The following is a 15685-nucleotide window of genomic DNA, read 5'->3' on the forward strand; positions in this document are numbered from 1 at the left end:
ATGAGTATGCCAAAGGAGTTGCTCGAGTTTGACCAAGCAGTGCACGGCTATAAGGACGGGCACCGCCAGCTCTATGGGTCCACCATGTTGGATCTGGAGAGTGCCGACACTATGACCCTAGCGAGTGATCTTTTGATCTCACGGAGCCTGAAGAACAACGAAAGCTATCTCACCGGATATCCGCTAAAGGGAGCACATAAATATGTGTTTGCGCGGACGTGGCCTGCGCCCGAAATGTCTCGGCCTGGATGTGTCTGGACTCATTCGCTCATCATTGACTATCTGACTGTTTCGAAAATCGACGACGCCCTAGCCATTTTGTCGATGTTCAAGCGACCGACTATCGCTACGTTGTCGGACTACGGTTCCCCCATAAATTTTTCGGAGAAGCAATCGACGCTTGAGCAAGCGATTTCAGAGGAGATAGCACTTGAGGTCGTACATTGCCTGTATGCAGCGGTGAGGCCGCAAAAATCGCGTGTGATTTTTGCGAATCGGTCGACAGTAGATAACACATCCATAGCACTTTCCATTTGGTCTCAAATGCCTCCGCGACTGCGCCGAGCGGCAGCTTTCTGCACAGGCGACTCAGCGAGCACGGTACCTTCTGATTCTGACATCGCTATCGGGTTTTCGTCTATGCCGACGGAACATGCGCCCTGCGACTTGCAATACTGTTCGGATGCTCGCTCCGGTGGTATGCGTCTACTCGCAAAGGATTTAACCCGTCGGTTGATGACACCTCTGCGTCAGTTTTTGCGCCGCTATTCTGTTGATGTGAAGGATCCCCTTGCAGCGATCCGACCGTTGGCAGAGTTCTTCGATTCACTTCGCCTCGCACGCTATCCCCAGGAGTTTCGTGCAATTGCCGCTGCAGTCGGAGAGGCTTTTCCAACACTTATCGACGCGCGGTCCTTCAAACAGGACCTACTGCTGGGACGATTCTTTGATCGGAGCGATGCACTGATGCTTCGAATGAATTGCGTTTTCGGAACACTGCAAGCGGTCGACAGGGCCGAGCTGCCTATGGTCGTTCCCGAAGGCAGCGAAGTTAGCGAACTATCTAATCTGTTAGCACGTACGCCACAAGCACTGCCGTCAGTTTTGAAGTTCTATCGTTCCGATGTAGTCGGCGATTTGGTAAGGCTTTCCTTGGCTGACGCGGCGTCTCAAGTTCCTGCCAGCACAGTGTCTTTTTTAGGATTCGAAGATGACGAAGCATTGGCGGTTGCGAGGTTATGGCCTAGTGTCCTACACGAGCGCAATTTTTGGTTAAGTCATCGCGATGTGCGAAGGCAACTTCTCGATGCATCTGGATTAGACTCACAAGCGGTATCTTGCTTCATCGACGCGTTCTGGGAGGAACTTAACGAAGAGGATTTCCGTCTGTGTCTGGTAAAGGACCACGAGGTAACCGTTAGCGCGATCGGTGAGCGGTGGCGTGCCGACGATCCCGCGACAGAAGTGTCTACGCGGGCGATCAGGAGCTTAGCGGCTTACGATGGACTCCTTTCTAGAGCAGTAAGAGTCGCTGGCTGGTTACCGCGTGTACTCTGGAAGCAAATTGGAATTCAATTAGCCAGTGCCATTTGCGGTCCAGAGGATGATGCGGTGTGGGCTATGATTTTAGCCAGGTCCAATGTTCAGAGATTGGGGCGCGACGAAAGTGCTCTTGCATGTGTCTTTTTTATTTGGTCTTTAAGCAGCGCGCCAGCTACCTCCACGCTGTTGATCAATGCCAGCTTCGATTTACTGTACAACGTCGCTTGGAATGGCCAACTTGTACCAATTGAGCAAGAGGTCCTCGAAAGGGGCTTGCCGCGAGACGGAGTTTCGACTTGGGATTACTGCAGGCGCCTTGCGCGGGCACTCGTTCGGCGCGTGATCACGGGCGAAGGTTGGGAGGTTGAGATGCTGTCGCTCGATTTAACCGCTCTTACTATCGGCGGTGTGATCAGGGAAATCGAGTCACGCAGCGACGCTCTCGATTTGTTGAGATGCCTCGAGGATTCTCTCGATCGCGTTTCGGGCGCGGAGCGGCGTTGGAGCAAAGCTCTTAAAGCTGCAATCAAGCAGCGAACGTCTCTTTGGTCGCTTTGGTGATGACCAAATTGCGACCGACATGCATCAAATATTTGAACTGCATAAACGGGCATCCGGGTCTCCGGGGCGGTTGCTGCGATATTGAAAAGCCCGATGCGCGAAAATGGCAGATCCTGCGACTCCTATTCTCGATCCGTGCAAAATGGGGTAAGTGTACTTTCCGTGCAAAAAATGGCGGTTCAAAGGCGCTGAGCCTCCTGCAGCAAGGCTTCGACACTCTCCGGATTTCGCGTAAGCGCTGTAGTCGCAAGTTATTGAACTTTCGCCATTTTTCAGAGCTTATCGCCATTTCCTGCACGAAAAGGACGACCGCCCCCTGTCAGGCAACGAGATCGATTACATCGGGAGCAGGGCGCTCGCTGTCGTGGTCGCGAAGTTGTTGGCGGAATTCGAGACGTTAAGAGGTTGAGAGTTATCTTTACAGCCGTATTTTCGGGTAGAAGTTTTCGATCGACGCCGATGCTCTGGTGGTCAAATTTGACCGCGTGCAACAACACGTGCATCAAGGACCCAGCGCGGCCATTTTCTGCCGGTCAGCCCTCTCGCAAAGCCGTCATTTGAACAGCTCGTTCACTCCTGATAACGGCCGCTTAACTGACTCCCTTCAATCGGGCCGGGGGAAACAACAGCTGTATCTAGCCGCTCTATTTTCGCGACCCACCGCGCTTTTCAAACAAGACATCCCCGTTTGGAACGTTAATCGCGCAAGCGTGTCAGCAGGCGGGCATCCATCTCAAGTCGACGATCCCCAACTGTTCAATCTCCGCCCTCATGTCCAAGGCCCTGCATCCGGCAGGATCGACGCGGAGCACGCCCCGCGGCGCTCGGCTGGTGCGGCTCGCAATCGGGCTGCCGTGCATGCCGGGGGAACGAGCATCGATGTTCTCCTTGCCGCGAGTTATGGCGGGCTGGACTCAACCAGGCGCGGTCCTTGCAGCGGCCTGAATGCTCGATCTTGAAGCGACGATAGACAGCACGGCGGAAACGGTCAGACTGCCGCCGACACACATCATTGCGACGACAAGTGCTCTGGCGAGGGTTTCCGGATCCGGTGAAGTCCCTGCGACACTGAAGAAGACGCCGCCGATGACCGCGACACCCAGTGCTGCGCTGATTTGCAACGCTGAATTCGTGATGCCCGCGATCATCCCGGAACCGGTCGCCGGTGCTCGATTGATAACCGAGCGCACCAGCGTCGGCAGCGCCCAGCCCTGACCGAATCCCAGGAGTGCTACCGCCCCGATCAGCGGAAACTGAGCCGGCATCTGTCCGGGCGCGCCGGCCACGAGGGCGGCGAGGAGTATGCAGCCGACGACCTCGAGCATCATGCCGATGGCGGGGACGCGGTCGCCGAAGAGGCGGATGGCGAGCGGCGTCGTCAGCGGCCCGATGAAGGCGCCGACTCCGAACGGCAGGAAAACCAGCCCTGTCTCGAATGGGCTCATGCCAAGGCCCGCCTGGAGGTAGACGGAGAACGTCAGGAAGAAAGCAGAGACGACGTAGAAGAAGAGGACTCCTGTAAGCCCGCTCATCAGACCAGGCCTCCGGATCAGCTCCACGCTGATCAGGGGTACGCCGCCTCTGCGAGCGTAGGCCATCTCATATCGGCAGAAGCCTACCCCAGCGGCGGGGCACGCGATCAGCATTGCAACGGCCCACCAGGGCCAATCCAGCTCCCGCCCTTCAACCAAGGGCACGATGAGCAAGCCCAGCGTGAGCGCGCAGAGCAGCACCCCGATCCGGTCTACAGATGCCGGACTGTCACCGCGAACGTCAGGTAGCAACGGCAGCCCGAAGATCAGCACGGCGGCGACCACGGGCAAGTTGATGAGAAAGACGACGCGCCACGCAAGGTGAAAGATGTCCGCAGAGATCAATGCGCCCCCGAGCGCCTGCGCGGCAACGGCGGCCAGTCCCACTGCGGCGCCATAGAGGCCCAAAGCGCGCGCGCGCTCCTTCTCTGGGAACAGGGCGTGAATGGAGGCCAGTCCTTGCGGCGCCATGGCGGCGGCGCTCAGACCCTGCAGCACACGCCCGAGGATCAGTATGGCGGGTGACGAGGCGAGGCCGCAGATCACCGATGTCAGTCCGAAGCCCGTGACGCCGATCAGGAAAATCCTCCGCCGGCCGAAGAGGTCGCCTAGCCGTCCTCCTGTGATAAGGAAGACCGCGTAAGCCGCGGCGTATCCGGAAATAACGAGTTGCAACTCTGCAGCGCTTGTGTGGAGGGTGCTTTGGATGGACGGCAGGGCGACGTTCACGATGAAGAAGTCCAGCGGAGGCAGAAATGCTCCCACCAGCAACACCGCGAACGCCGACCATCGACGCGTGGAAGAGGTTGTCGTATGCATAAGGTTCGGCGGTCGGGAGCCGCGTCAGGCCGGGAGGCCGAAGCGTTCTGTTCCAGTGATGGGGTGCCAGTTTTGGAGCGGCGTAGCGTAGTGCATGGTGAAGGTGCGCTCCAGGAATCCCCAGCGGCCTTCGCGTCGCTGATAGACGTCGCGGTATTGGCCGCTTACCTGGAGCGGGCCCTGATCGACGTCGTAGAAAAGACAGTCCGCCGCCACCAGGCCGTGGCCGTTGTCACCGTCCACCGTGATCAGGGCATTCGCCATCCAATGATGCATGTGGGGCATGCGCTTCATGTTGATGCGTGCCTGCGCCAGGATGGCCTCCAGGCCGTCGGAGTTGCCGTTTGCACCCAAAAGCAGTCGCGATTCGGGATGCCAGAGCGTGGCTAGCAGCTCGATGTTCATGGTGTCGAACGCCTCGGCGTAGTTGGCGATCAGCGCATCGATGGCGAAGCGGCTTTCGATGGCGTCAAGGCGTGCTTCAAGTTCTTTGGACATGGGTTATTTCAGTACCGAGCGGTACATAAATAGTGAAAAAAATGCGGCGTGCGTGTGATGACCCCGCGCTGCTCATGATTTACGTACCGAGTGGTATAAATATAAGGGAACCTGGAAGGCCGCGTCAACTGTCTGCCTGAACGGCCCGCTGCCATGCGCGGGAGGTTGTACGTCGCGACTTGTTCACAGATTGTGTATCGATTAGTATATATATTTTGACTGACGGAGATGTTCATGGTTCAGCGGGGTCGGCCACGTGCGTTCGACCGTGATGCGGCGATCATTTCGGCGATGCACCTGTTCTGGGAACATGGCTATGAGTCGACGTCTTTGTCGCAGTTAAAGGCGGCGATCGGCGGGGGCATCTCCGCGCCTAGCTTCTATGCGGCCTTTGAGTCCAAGGAGGCGCTGTACAAGGAGGCGTTGGAGCGATACATGGAGATTTACGGCAAGGTGACCCGTAGTCTCCATGACACGTCGCTTCCGCCACGGGAAGGTGTGTTCCTGGCGCTGCTCTGTTCGGCACGGATGCAGACTGAGAGCGGCCATCCTAAGGGCTGTATGGTCGCGCTGGGCGTTGTCGGGGCCAGTTCCATCGGCAGCGAAGCCGTCACCCAGTTGCTTCGAGAAGTTCGCACTCGGACGCGTGCCGGGTTTCGCGCCTGCGTAGCGCGGGGCATCGAGAGTGGGGAACTGCGTAGCAGCACGGATCCGGCATCGCTGTCCATCGCGTTCGACTGCTTTTTCCAGGGACTGTCTGTGCTCGCCCGCGATCGTGTCCGGCATGCCGTCATCGAGAAGGCCGTGACTGACGCGATGGGGATGTGGGATGCAGCAGTGGACCAGCCGATGCCTAAGAAGGTCGGCAAGACTTAGTCCGGAAGCAGATCAGCTTAGCATTGCCTGTCGACGAAAAAGACGGGCAAGCGCGAGTTCCCTCGACGAGATGAAGCGCTTGGTGCCGTGCTAGGCACTGGCGCAGATCGTCGAGCCGCACTGGCCCAACAGCAAGACCGGGCGGCCACCGGCCGGAGTGGCTCGATGTACGTCGAGTAACCTCGACGAAGTCGGAAGAGGCGTCCGTACCAATCCGCGGATTGATTGACTCTTCTCATCCGAGTCAACGTGCGGCGGCCGCGTGATCAATCCGCATCGCTTGAACGGCGCATTCTTCAACTCAGTGGGTACGCGATGGCGAAGGCTTTCGGTTGCTTGGAGGTTTGGCGACACGGCCGTCGCGACCCTTCAATAACGCTGCGAGATCCGTCTCGTTGCGCACCAGCGCACGAATGCCCGCAGCCGCGAAGCGAACGAGGTCCGCATAATGCGCTGTCGACTTTTTTTCGCGGTCCTGTGCGCCTAGTCGCATCGCCCGGCCATTGAGTGCATGGGCCTGCTGCCGCGCTCCGACAGAGAAAAGATACGCCCACACCGCCTGCTCGCGTGCGATGCCAGGCACGACCGTATGTAGGGCGTCGATGATTCGCTCCGCAATCGGGTCATAGTAGGTTTCACGAATGCGCCGGGAGCGCTCGTCGCTGCCTAGACTCACGGACGCCACCAGCTGCACGTAAAGCGCCAGATTAACGGCATCCTCCCCATGAAAAATCTCCGACAGCGGCGTGAAGGCGATCGTCAGCACGTCTTCGATGGTGGCCTTGCGTTCGCTCGCAAACAGGTCGTCGAGCAACTTGCCACGATGTTGATTGATCGCTGACGATCGCCGCTCGAATACGGCCTCGTAGAGCTTGTCCTTGGTCGCGTAGTGGTAGTGCACGAGCGCCTGCGCGACGCCCGCTTCGTCCGCGATGTTTCGCATGCTCGCTCCGGCGTAGCCATGCTCGCCGAACACGCGCTCAGCCGCATTCAGGATCGCGGATAAGCGAGTACCCGGCGCGCGGTCGGGTTCCTGAGCACCGTTGCCGGCGTGTGCGGACGCCTTCTTTTCGCGTTGTGATCTCATCTCCGCAAGCTCCATGGCCTTACTATTCGATCGATCAGTCAGTATATCGTGATCCTCGCGCGACGCGGGCCAGACGATCCGGGCCGCGTCGCCACCTGCAACGCGATGACCGGACCGCGCACGCCCTTATCCGAGAAACTCCGGCTCCGGCAGACCCTTGACGCCGGGCCGCACCGCGAGCACGTTGCCCGCGAGCGGCTGCTGCGCGAGTTCCTTGTCGCTCATCCGCCGGCGTGCCGTGGTAATGAAGAGGGTATCGAGGTCCGGACCGCCGAAGCACAAGCTGCTCACGCGTCGCACCGGCAGATTGACGACCATGTCGATTCTCCCGCGCGGGTCATAGCGCGTGACGCACCAGCCATCCATGTTCGCGCTCCAGAAGCAGCCGTCGGCATCGACGGTCGAGCCGTCGCAGATGCCGCGCCCGAGCGGCACTTCCGCGAATTTGCGGCGGTTGTAGATGGCGCCATCGACCGAATCGTAGTCGAACACGTCGATCTGGCAGCTGAACGAATCGGTCATGTACATGAGCCGGTTATCGGGACTGAAGCTGATGCCGTTGATGCAGGTGATGCCCTCCATGATCAGATGCGGCTTCAGATCGGGATCGAGACGGAACAGACGTCCGCGCGGCGTGTAGGCGGCTGCTTCCACGGTGCCGGACCAGTAACGGCCGTGACGATCGCATTTGCCGTCGTTGAAGCGGTTCTTCGGCCGCTGGGCGTCGGGCCGCGCGATCTCAGTCAGCTCGCCGGTTTCGGGCGAGAAAAAGTAGAAGCCCGAGCGCATCCCCACGATCAGGCCGCCCTTCGCGCGCAGACCGATGCTGCCAATTTCTTCCTGCATCGGCCAGCTTTTCTTGGCGCCGCTTGAAATGTCGAGGCGATGGATCGCCTGCCCGATGCCATCTACCCACCAGAGCAGTTGCGTTTTCTCATCCCAGATGATCGATTCGCCCAGCACATCGGGTGTGGAATCGATCACGTCGATGACCGAACCCACCATATCGATAGGTCTCGTGATGCTGGTGACAGTCATGTTGCCTCCTTGATCCTGACGTTGATATCCATATCGACGAATCCGACCCGTCCGCTCAGACGGCCAGCTCCTTCATGCGGGCGATGCCTTCGAGCGCGAGTCCGTAACCCAGGACGTCGTGCAGGCGGGCTTTCAGCTCCTGGTTCAGGCAGGTGCGCGTGTAGCGTCTCACGAGACGCGGCTGTTTGAGCATCAACTGCGCGAGTTCGCGGGCCCGCGGCAGAAGCCCGGCCTGCGGCAGCACTTCGTTCACGAGGCCCATCTCCAACGCCTCGCTGGCCGAAATGCTTTGGCCCGTCAGCAGGAAGTAGTGGCCGCGCGCGCGGCCCATCAGCAGTGGCATGATCAGATGCATGCCATCGCCCGGCACCATGCCGCCCTGGAAGTGCGCGGTGTCCTGGATCGTCGCAGTGTCCGATGCCAGCACGATGTCGCCCAGCAGTGGAATCTCCGCGTGCCGCACGGCCGGCCCGTTGATGATGCTGATCACCGGCGCTTCGATATTGAGCAGGTTGATGAGCAGATGCTTCGCTTCCCAGTAGATCGGATCGTAGATCGTGGGTGTCATCGAATTGCGGTTCTGGTGCATGCCCGGCGCGATGGACGGCCCGCTGAACGCATCGCCCGTGCCGGTCATGATTACGACGTCGTTTTCCCGGTCTCGGCCGACGTCGAGAAACGCCTGCTCGAACTCGCGGTGTGCCGTCAGATTCCACACGAGCGGCCCGCCGTGTGTGTGAAAGTGCATCTCCAGTACGCCGTCGGTGCGCGTCATGCGGATGGTCTCGAACTTGTCTGCGTATTCGTCGAAGTTGCTCACGGCTCTGTCCTCTGCTCAACGTTGGAAATCGCGCCGGCGCACGCCGCCGATGGCGTTGGCATGCATCCGCGCAAGGTAATCAAGCGCCGATACTAGTCCTGACTGATCGATCAGTCAACAAGGGAAATTCCGGTCCCGCTACCGGTTGACCGGGTGTTTGCCCATCCGTTACTGTGCTGACTGTTCGATCGATCAGTTTTTGATCCGAGCGATCCGCCGCCTTTGGGTACGCCCTGACAAAGAACAGATGCCGCCGGACCATCAGCATGTCCGAGGTTCAAGGAGACAGCTTCATGAGACGCTTTCCGTCGTTCGTATGCCGTTCCGTCCACCAACATTGAGAGGGTCATCATGTCGCGCAAAATCGCTCTCGATACCAACTCGTCCGCCCCGGCGACGCCCCAAATGGACACGCAACGTGCGCTGTATTTCAAGGTCGCGCTGCGCCTCGTGCCGCTGCTGATCGTGTGCTACGTGGTCGCGTATCTGGACCGCATCAACGTCGGCTTCGCCAAGCTTCAGATGCAGGACGCGCTCGGCTTCAGCGATGCGGTGTACGGTCTGGGCGCCGGCATTTTCTTCATCGGCTATTTTTTGTTCGAGGTGCCGAGCAATCTGCTCTTGCAACGCATCGGCGCACGCAAGACCATCACGCGCATCATGGTTCTGTGGGGCATCACCGGCTGCGCGATGGCGACGGTATCGAGCCCGACGGCCTTCTACGGGCTGCGTTTTCTGCTCGGCGTGTTCGAGGCCGGCTTCTTTCCGGGCGTCGTGTACTACTTGAGCCAGTGGTTTCCGCGTCATCGCCGCGGCCAGATTCTAGGACTCTTCATGACGGGCTTTCCGATCGCAGGGGCGATCGGCGGACCGGTGTCGGGCTGGGCGATGTCGCGGCTCGGTGGCGTCGCGGGTCTCGCGGGCTGGCAGTGGCTCTATATCGTTGAAGCTGCTCCTGCGGTGCTGCTCGGCATCGTGACGTGGTTCACGCTGTCCGACGACATCGGGCGTGCAAAATGGCTGACCGAATCGGAGCGCGACGCTTTGCGCCATGCATTGCGTGCCGAAGGCAGCGACGCGGAGCCGAAGCATACCGGACAGTTGCGGCAGGTGATAGCCGATCCCAAGGTGTACCTTATAAGCTTCGCGTATTTCACGTTCATCTGCGGCACGTATGCGCTGAGCTTCTGGTTGCCGACGGTGCTCAGGAGCGCGGGCGCGACGAGCGTGGAGCGTGTCGGCTGGCTGTCGGCGATTCCCTACGGTATCGCGGCCGTGGGCATGGTGCTGATCTGCCGCAACTCGGACCGGCTGCTCGAGCGTCGCTGGCATGGCGCGCTGGCAGCCTTCGCAGGGGCGATTGCGCTTTCGCTGCTGCCGCTTATGGCGCATGATCTGACTGCGACCATCGTGCTGCTGACGATCGCATCGACCACGGTGTTCGTCACACTTCCGCTGCTGTGGTCGCTCGCATCCGACTATTTCGCGGGCTCGTCGGTGGCTGCTGCCGCAATCGCTTTCGTCAACAGCCTCGGCCTGCTAGGCGGCTTCGCCAGTCCGTTCGCAATGGGCTGGCTCAAGACATTGAGCGGCACGCTGAGCAGTGGGCTTTATCTGATGACCACGCTGCTTGCACTGGGTGCATGCGCGATGCTGTGCATGCGTACCGGCCGTCAGTCGAATGCATAATCAACCAACGAACGTCGAGGCTGCGCAATCGGGCCCGCACGCGGCAAACATGGAACAGACCTTCAAGGATGCATCGCCGGGGAGCCTGCTCGGGGAAAGCGTGGCGCGACTGGATGGCGCGCGCTTCGTCTCGGGACGTGTCGACTACAGCGCTGACCTCATTCCTCGAGATGCCCTCCATCTCGCCATACTGCGCAGCGCGCACGCGTGCGCGAGGATCGTGTCGATCGACCTGTCCGAGGCGCTGGCGATGCCCGGCGTTGTCGCCGGCCTGACGGGCGAGGAAGCGGCCCTCTCCAGCGACGCGATGCCGCCGGCGATGGACCTGCCCGCGAAAGGCGCGCGCGGTCCCCTGCAGAGCCGCTGCCTTGCGCTCGAAGAGGCGACCTACTTCGGTCAACCCGTGGCGGCGCTCGTGGCGACTTCGGTTCACGATGCTCAGGCGGCGCTCGCGAAGATTCGCATCGAATACGAAGTGCGCGCGCCGACCGTAAGCGCGCGTGACGCATTGCGCGACGGTGCGTCGATCGTCCAGCCCGGCTGGGACACGAATCTGCTCGTGCACGACCGCATCCGCTCAGGTGACGCGGATGCCGCGTTCGAGCGGGCGGCACACGTCACGCGAGGCGAACTGACAATCGGCTCGTCGACGAGCGCGCCGATGGAAACGCTCTGCTATGTCGCCGAATGGGATGCGCGCGGCGAGCGTTACGCGCTCACTGGCACGTTCCAGAATCCCCATACGAGCCGCTGGCTGATCGCTGCCGCGCTGCGCGTGAAGGAGTCGCAGGTGCGCGTGATCGCGCCGCGTATCGGCGGCACGTTCGGGCTCAAGATGGCGGGGCATCCGGAAGAAGTGCTGGTCGCGCTCTTCAGCCGGCTCACGAAGCGCCCGGTGGCATGGATTGAGGAACGGCGAGAAACCCTGCTAGCGGGCGCGCGTTCGCAGCATCACAGCTTCGAGATTGCCGCGGATGAGGACGGCAGGCTGATCGGCTGGCGCGATCGCATCCTGGTCGATGTCGGGATCGTCGGAGCCGGTCATAGCTGGGCGATGGCGCTCGTTACACCGGCGGTGTTTCCGACCGTCTATACGATCGAGCATTGCGACGTCGAGTGCTCGCTGGCCATGACCAATCAGCCGCCGTGGCAGGCCATACGCGGTTACGGCAAGGAGATCGGCAATCTCGTGCTCGAACGCGCGATCGATCTGCTCGCGCAACAGACCGGCATGGATCCGGTCGAACTACGCCGTCGCAACCTCGTGGCGCGCGAAGCCTTGCCGCGCCTCCTGCCATCCGGCCTGAATGTGGACAGCGGTGACTATCCGGGCGGCCTCGACCAGTTGCTCACGATGTTCGACTACCCGCGATGGCAGGCGCAGGCGCGCGCCGCGCGCCATACGGAGTGCCGCATCGGGATCGGCGTTGCGTTCGAACTCACGCCGGAGGGCGGCGCGCGGCCAGGAAACTTCCCCAACGGCTACGAGACGTCCACGGTACGCATGATGCCTTCGGGCGACGTGCAGGTGCTGACAGGCGTGACGTCCCCCGGCAGCGGCAGCGACACCGGCATCGCACAGATGGTCGCGGGCGAACTCGGCTTGCGCGCCAACCAGGTGAGCATCATTGAAGGCGATACCGACGTGACGCCGCTCGGCACCGGCAACGCCAGCAGCCGTGCGCTCATGTATGGCGGCACGGCTGCGTACCTCGCCGCGCGGGAATTGCGTGACAGGCTTGCGCAGTGCGCCGCCAACCTGCTCGGCGGAACGGCCGACGACATCGTGCTGCGCGACAGCCATGCGCGCCGCCAGTCGAACGGCGCGCAGATCGCCGTGGCCGAACTCGCACTCGGCGCACACTTGCGTCCATTCACCGTGGCTGCGGGCGTGACCCTTCCGCTCGAAGTGACGCGAAGCTTCGCGCCGAAGAACGTCCGCGTGGAACCGGACGCGCAAGGCCGCATTGCCACCTACCCGACGTTCTCGTATTCCGTGCATGCCGTCGCGCTCGAACTCGACATGACGACCGGCAACAGCAAGCTCCTCGACTATGCCGTGGTGCACGACTGCGGCGCGATGATCAACCCCGCGCTCGTGGAAGCGCAACTCAGGGGGGCGATCGTGATGGGCATCGGCGTGGCGCTGTGGGAACTCATCAAGATGGACGAGCAGAATCGCATGATCACCGATCGCTTCAAGAGCTACCTGCTACCGCGTGCAAACGATCTGCCGCCGATTCGCGTGGGGCATCGCGTGACGCTCAATCCCTTTCATCCGCTCGGCATGAAGGGCGCGGGCGAATCGGGGCTCGGCGGCGCGCTTGCGGCCGTCAGCAATGCCGTGGCGAATGCGCTAGGTAACGACGCGTGTCTCGCGCACGTGCCAGCAACGCCCGCGCGCGTGATCGCTTCCCTGAAGGAGCGACGCGCGTGATAGGGCATCGCTTCGATTTTCACCAGCCAAGGGAACTCGACGAAGCGGCGGGCTTGCTGGCTCGGTTCGGCGAGGACGCGTCCGTGCTCGGCGGCGGCACGATGCTGGTGCCGTCGATGTCGGCGAATCTCGTGCGGCCCGCGCATCTCATCAGTCTGAGCGCGCTCGGTCTGGATTCGATCGTGCTGGACGGCACGCATATGCGTATCGGCGCGATGACGACCTACGCGCAGCTGCTTGCCTCGCCGATCGTCGCAAACCATGCGCCGCTTCTCGCCGCGATGGCCGCGCAAGTCACGGGCGGCGCATCGATCCTCAATCAGGGAACGCTCGGCGGCGCCGCGAGCTTTGCGAACCCATCGTCCGATGCGCCGGGCTGTCTTGCGGCGCTGGAGGCGGTGTTCGAGTTGCGCTCGTCGCAGGGCAAGCGTTGCGTCGAGGCCCGCGATTTTTTCGCCGACGCGTTTCGTACCGCGCGGCGCGCGGGCGAATTCCTCACGGGCATTCTCGTTCCGCGCGACGCGACGCTCATCGCCTGCCAGTACCAGAAGTACAAGGCGAGCGCGAGTTCATGGCCCATCGTTACTGTCGCGTGCTCGTTGCATCGTGGCGCGCAGACGAGCGTGCGGCTTGCGGTCGGAGCGGCAGGGCGCCGACCGGCGTATCACCGCTTCGTGGTCGACGAGAGATCGTTGTTCGCGCCCGATGCCATTATCGAGCAGGCGGCGGGCAGGGCGCTCGATCTGGTCGGCGAGGGCTGGTCCGATGAACTTGCGGACGGCCACTACCGTCGCGCCATCGTGCCGGGTGTCGTGAGGCGGCATTTGCGCGCGCTACTAGCGGGAGCGAAGACATGAAAGAAACGATTCAGGTGCGGCTCGCGCTCAATGGCGAGCCGCGTGTCGCGGATGTGGACTCGCGGCTGTTGCTCGTCGAACTGATCCGCGATGCGCTGGATGCAAAAGGGACCCGCGTCGGCTGTCTGACCGGCGATTGCGGGGCGTGCACGGTGCTGGTCGATGGCGAGGTAAAAAAGTCCTGCCTCGTCCTGGCGGCGTCGATTTCGGGCAACGATGTGCGAACGATCGAAGGCATCGAGGGAATCGAGACGCTGAAGGAGGCGTTTATCGCGGAGAACGGATTCCAGTGCGGCTTTTGCACGAGCGGCATGATCGTCGCGGCCGCGGATCTGTTGAAGCACAATCCGTTGCCGAGTCACGAAGAGATACGGCGCGCCATCAGCGGCAACCTGTGCCGATGCACCGGCTACGAAGCCATCGTCAATGCAGTCTATCGTGCGGCGCATGGCGGCTGCTTGTCTGGAGGACGCGATGACGAATGATTCCGCCGTCACGGTTTACGTGACGTATGAAGGCGAACCTGGCGTGCGTTTCGACAGGGCTTACTACGTCGAGCATCACCTCCCGCTCGTCATGCGTCACTGGTCGCGTTATGGCTCGACCGGCGTTGCCGCGTTTTTTCCGGCGGCGGAGCAGGCCGGCACGCTCGCGATTTGCGAATGCCGGTTTCGCGACGAGGCATCGGTCGATGCGGCGTTCGCGTCGCCGGAAGCCTCGGAGGTGATGGCCGATCTGCCGCGTTTCACCGAGATCGCGCCGCGCCGCGTGCGGGCGCTGCCGCTCTGAAAAGAGGCTCCGTATCGGCATCGATTCGAATCAAGGAGGCACATTCATGGAAAATCGGCATCATCGGTCTTGGTGCGATGGGACGCGCGATGGCGCGCAATCTGGCGCACGCGGGACATGACGTGAAGGCGTGGAACCGCTCGGGCGGAACGGTGGACGGTGTGACGACGGTCGCCTCGCCGGTCGAGGCGTTTCGGGGCGACGCCGTGCTCACCATGCTGTCCGACGACGATGCAATCCGCTCGACGCTCATCGACTCCGGCGTGCTCGCGCAGGCGAAGCCCGGGCTCGTTCATGTGGTCACGTCGACGATCTCGGTTGCGTTCGCGCGCGAGCTCGTTGCGGCCCACGAATCGGCACGCGTTGGTTACGTTTCCGCGCCGGTGCTCGGACGCCCCGACGTCGCGGCGAAGGGAGCACTCAACGTACTGGCGGGCGGTCCGCCCGATGCCGTGGCGAAGGTGCGGCCGCTGCTCGACGTGATCGGCGGTCGGGTCTGGGATATGGGCGTCCAGGCGCCGACCGCCAACGCCGCGAAAATCGCCTGCAACATGATGATTACGATGGCGATCGAGGCAATGGCCGAAGCCGTCGTTCTGACGGAGGCAAACGGTTTGCCGCGCGAGCGATTCTTCGACCTGATCCTGAACACGCTGTTTGGCAGTCGCTCGTATCAGGTTTATTCCGCGAACATCGCAAAGGGAGACTACGAGCCGGGCTTCAAGGCCACGCTTGGCATCAAGGATCTGCGGCTCGCGGCCCAAGCGGCCGAGGAGGCTGGCCGTGCGTTGCCGCTGCTGGCGGCGGTATATGCGCGCATGGCTGAAACGATTGATGCGGGCATGGGCGATCGGGACTGGTCCGCGATGGCGAAGTTCACGATCGAGTCCAGTGATTCATGAGTTGGCGATCAGAAACGGGCCGTTTGACGCGAGGTGTCAGCTGCTCGCATCATGTGTGGAGCGCAAGAGTTCGTCGCACGCATGGATGACCGCTGCGTGTGGGAAGCGGCCGTCGTCTCCGCGCAAACGCGGAAGTCGGCTCCGGGTCGGCATGAGGCATCGAAGCGCATCGTTGAAAGGCAACAGCTCAGAAATTTCAAAAGCAACGGCCGCTTGACACAGCCTTGCAGGACAAGCC

Annotated in this window: 13 protein-coding genes; 8 read left to right on the plus strand and 5 right to left on the minus strand. The window is 61.6% G+C overall.

Features of this window, described 5'->3' with window-relative positions; translation table 11 throughout:
• Entirely contained in the window at positions 1 to 2103 is a 2103-nt protein-coding gene (locus AWB70_RS20715; protein WP_060854171.1) for a GAP1-N1 domain-containing protein, read from the plus strand.
• Between the two features lie 914 nt (positions 2104 to 3017).
• Here the strand turns inward: AWB70_RS20715 and AWB70_RS20720 are convergent.
• Positions 3018 to 4454 (minus strand): MFS transporter, encoded by a 1437-nt coding sequence (locus tag AWB70_RS20720; RefSeq protein ID WP_053572420.1) that lies wholly within the window; start codon positions 4452 to 4454, stop codon positions 3018 to 3020.
• A 24-nt stretch (positions 4455 to 4478) separates the two neighbouring features.
• The gene (locus AWB70_RS20725) at positions 4479 to 4952 is read right to left on the minus strand and encodes a nuclear transport factor 2 family protein (protein ID WP_053572421.1); all 474 of its coding nucleotides are present in this window, start codon (positions 4950 to 4952) and stop codon (positions 4479 to 4481) included.
• 234 nt (positions 4953 to 5186) lie between these two features.
• Between AWB70_RS20725 and AWB70_RS20730 the strand changes: the two genes are divergently transcribed.
• Positions 5187 to 5828 (plus strand): TetR/AcrR family transcriptional regulator, encoded by a 642-nt coding sequence (locus tag AWB70_RS20730; protein WP_053572422.1) that lies wholly within the window; start codon positions 5187 to 5189, stop codon positions 5826 to 5828.
• Positions 5829 to 6129: 301 nt separating this feature from the next.
• On the opposite strand, the gene AWB70_RS20740 is transcribed toward AWB70_RS20730, so the two are convergent.
• The 3 genes from AWB70_RS20740 to AWB70_RS20750 all read right to left on the minus strand — a co-directional run bounded on the left by AWB70_RS20740 (position 6130) and on the right by AWB70_RS20750 (position 8773).
• On the minus strand, positions 6130 to 6915 hold the full coding sequence (locus AWB70_RS20740; RefSeq protein ID WP_053572599.1) for a TetR/AcrR family transcriptional regulator: 786 nt from the start codon (positions 6913 to 6915) through the stop codon (positions 6130 to 6132).
• Positions 6916 to 7041: 126 nt separating this feature from the next.
• On the minus strand, positions 7042 to 7953 hold the full coding sequence (locus AWB70_RS20745; RefSeq protein ID WP_053572423.1) for an SMP-30/gluconolactonase/LRE family protein: 912 nt from the start codon (positions 7951 to 7953) through the stop codon (positions 7042 to 7044).
• 55 nt (positions 7954 to 8008) lie between these two features.
• A complete protein-coding gene (locus tag AWB70_RS20750; protein ID WP_053572424.1) occupies positions 8009 to 8773 on the minus strand; it encodes an enoyl-CoA hydratase/isomerase family protein in 765 nt (254 codons plus the stop codon).
• Between the two features lie 351 nt (positions 8774 to 9124).
• Here AWB70_RS20750 and AWB70_RS20755 point away from each other — a divergent pair, with 351 nt between their 5' ends.
• From AWB70_RS20755 to AWB70_RS20780, 6 genes are read left to right on the plus strand one after another with little or no spacing between them, the layout of a single operon-like run.
• Positions 9125 to 10462 (plus strand): MFS transporter, encoded by a 1338-nt coding sequence (locus AWB70_RS20755; protein WP_053572425.1) that lies wholly within the window; start codon positions 9125 to 9127, stop codon positions 10460 to 10462.
• 49 nt (positions 10463 to 10511) lie between these two features.
• On the plus strand, positions 10512 to 12899 hold the full coding sequence (locus AWB70_RS20760; protein WP_053572426.1) for a xanthine dehydrogenase family protein molybdopterin-binding subunit: 2388 nt from the start codon (positions 10512 to 10514) through the stop codon (positions 12897 to 12899).
• Positions 12896 to 13756, plus strand: coding sequence for an FAD binding domain-containing protein (locus AWB70_RS20765; RefSeq protein ID WP_053572427.1), 861 nt, complete (start codon positions 12896 to 12898; stop codon positions 13754 to 13756). Before AWB70_RS20760 ends, AWB70_RS20765 begins: the two co-directional genes overlap by 4 nt.
• The gene (locus tag AWB70_RS20770) at positions 13753 to 14241 is read left to right on the plus strand and encodes a (2Fe-2S)-binding protein (protein WP_053572428.1); all 489 of its coding nucleotides are present in this window, start codon (positions 13753 to 13755) and stop codon (positions 14239 to 14241) included. The genes AWB70_RS20765 and AWB70_RS20770 overlap by 4 nt, the downstream gene beginning before the upstream one ends.
• Entirely contained in the window at positions 14231 to 14545 is a 315-nt protein-coding gene (locus AWB70_RS20775) for an EthD family reductase (protein WP_053572429.1), read from the plus strand. Before AWB70_RS20770 ends, AWB70_RS20775 begins: the two co-directional genes overlap by 11 nt.
• Positions 14546 to 14574: 29 nt before the next feature.
• A complete protein-coding gene (locus AWB70_RS20780; protein ID WP_235024318.1) occupies positions 14575 to 15447 on the plus strand; it encodes an NAD(P)-dependent oxidoreductase in 873 nt (290 codons plus the stop codon).
• Positions 15448 to 15685: the final 238 nt, after the last annotated feature.

The sequence above is a fragment of the Caballeronia cordobensis genome, assembly GCF_001544575.2.
Taxonomy (GTDB): domain Bacteria; phylum Pseudomonadota; class Gammaproteobacteria; order Burkholderiales; family Burkholderiaceae; genus Caballeronia; species Caballeronia cordobensis.

Excerpts from the sequence above, each read along its gene's own strand:
- AWB70_RS20740 (WP_053572599.1), bottom strand. The coding sequence starts at position 6,915 with ATGAGATCACAACGCGAAAAGAAGGCGTCCGCACACGCCGGCAACGGT.
- AWB70_RS20725 (WP_053572421.1), bottom strand. The coding sequence starts at position 4,952 with ATGTCCAAAGAACTTGAAGCACGCCTTGACGCCATCGAAAGCCGCTTC.
- AWB70_RS20715 (WP_060854171.1), top strand. The coding sequence starts at position 1 with ATGAGTATGCCAAAGGAGTTGCTCGAGTTTGACCAAGCAGTGCACGGC.
- AWB70_RS20745 (WP_053572423.1), bottom strand. The coding sequence starts at position 7,953 with ATGACTGTCACCAGCATCACGAGACCTATCGATATGGTGGGTTCGGTC.
- AWB70_RS20760 (WP_053572426.1), top strand. The coding sequence starts at position 10,512 with ATGGAACAGACCTTCAAGGATGCATCGCCGGGGAGCCTGCTCGGGGAA.
- AWB70_RS20755 (WP_053572425.1), top strand. The coding sequence starts at position 9,125 with ATGTCGCGCAAAATCGCTCTCGATACCAACTCGTCCGCCCCGGCGACG.
- AWB70_RS20770 (WP_053572428.1), top strand. The coding sequence starts at position 13,753 with ATGAAAGAAACGATTCAGGTGCGGCTCGCGCTCAATGGCGAGCCGCGT.
- AWB70_RS20775 (WP_053572429.1), top strand. The coding sequence starts at position 14,231 with ATGACGAATGATTCCGCCGTCACGGTTTACGTGACGTATGAAGGCGAA.
- AWB70_RS20730 (WP_053572422.1), top strand. The coding sequence starts at position 5,187 with ATGGTTCAGCGGGGTCGGCCACGTGCGTTCGACCGTGATGCGGCGATC.
- AWB70_RS20720 (WP_053572420.1), bottom strand. The coding sequence starts at position 4,454 with ATGCATACGACAACCTCTTCCACGCGTCGATGGTCGGCGTTCGCGGTG.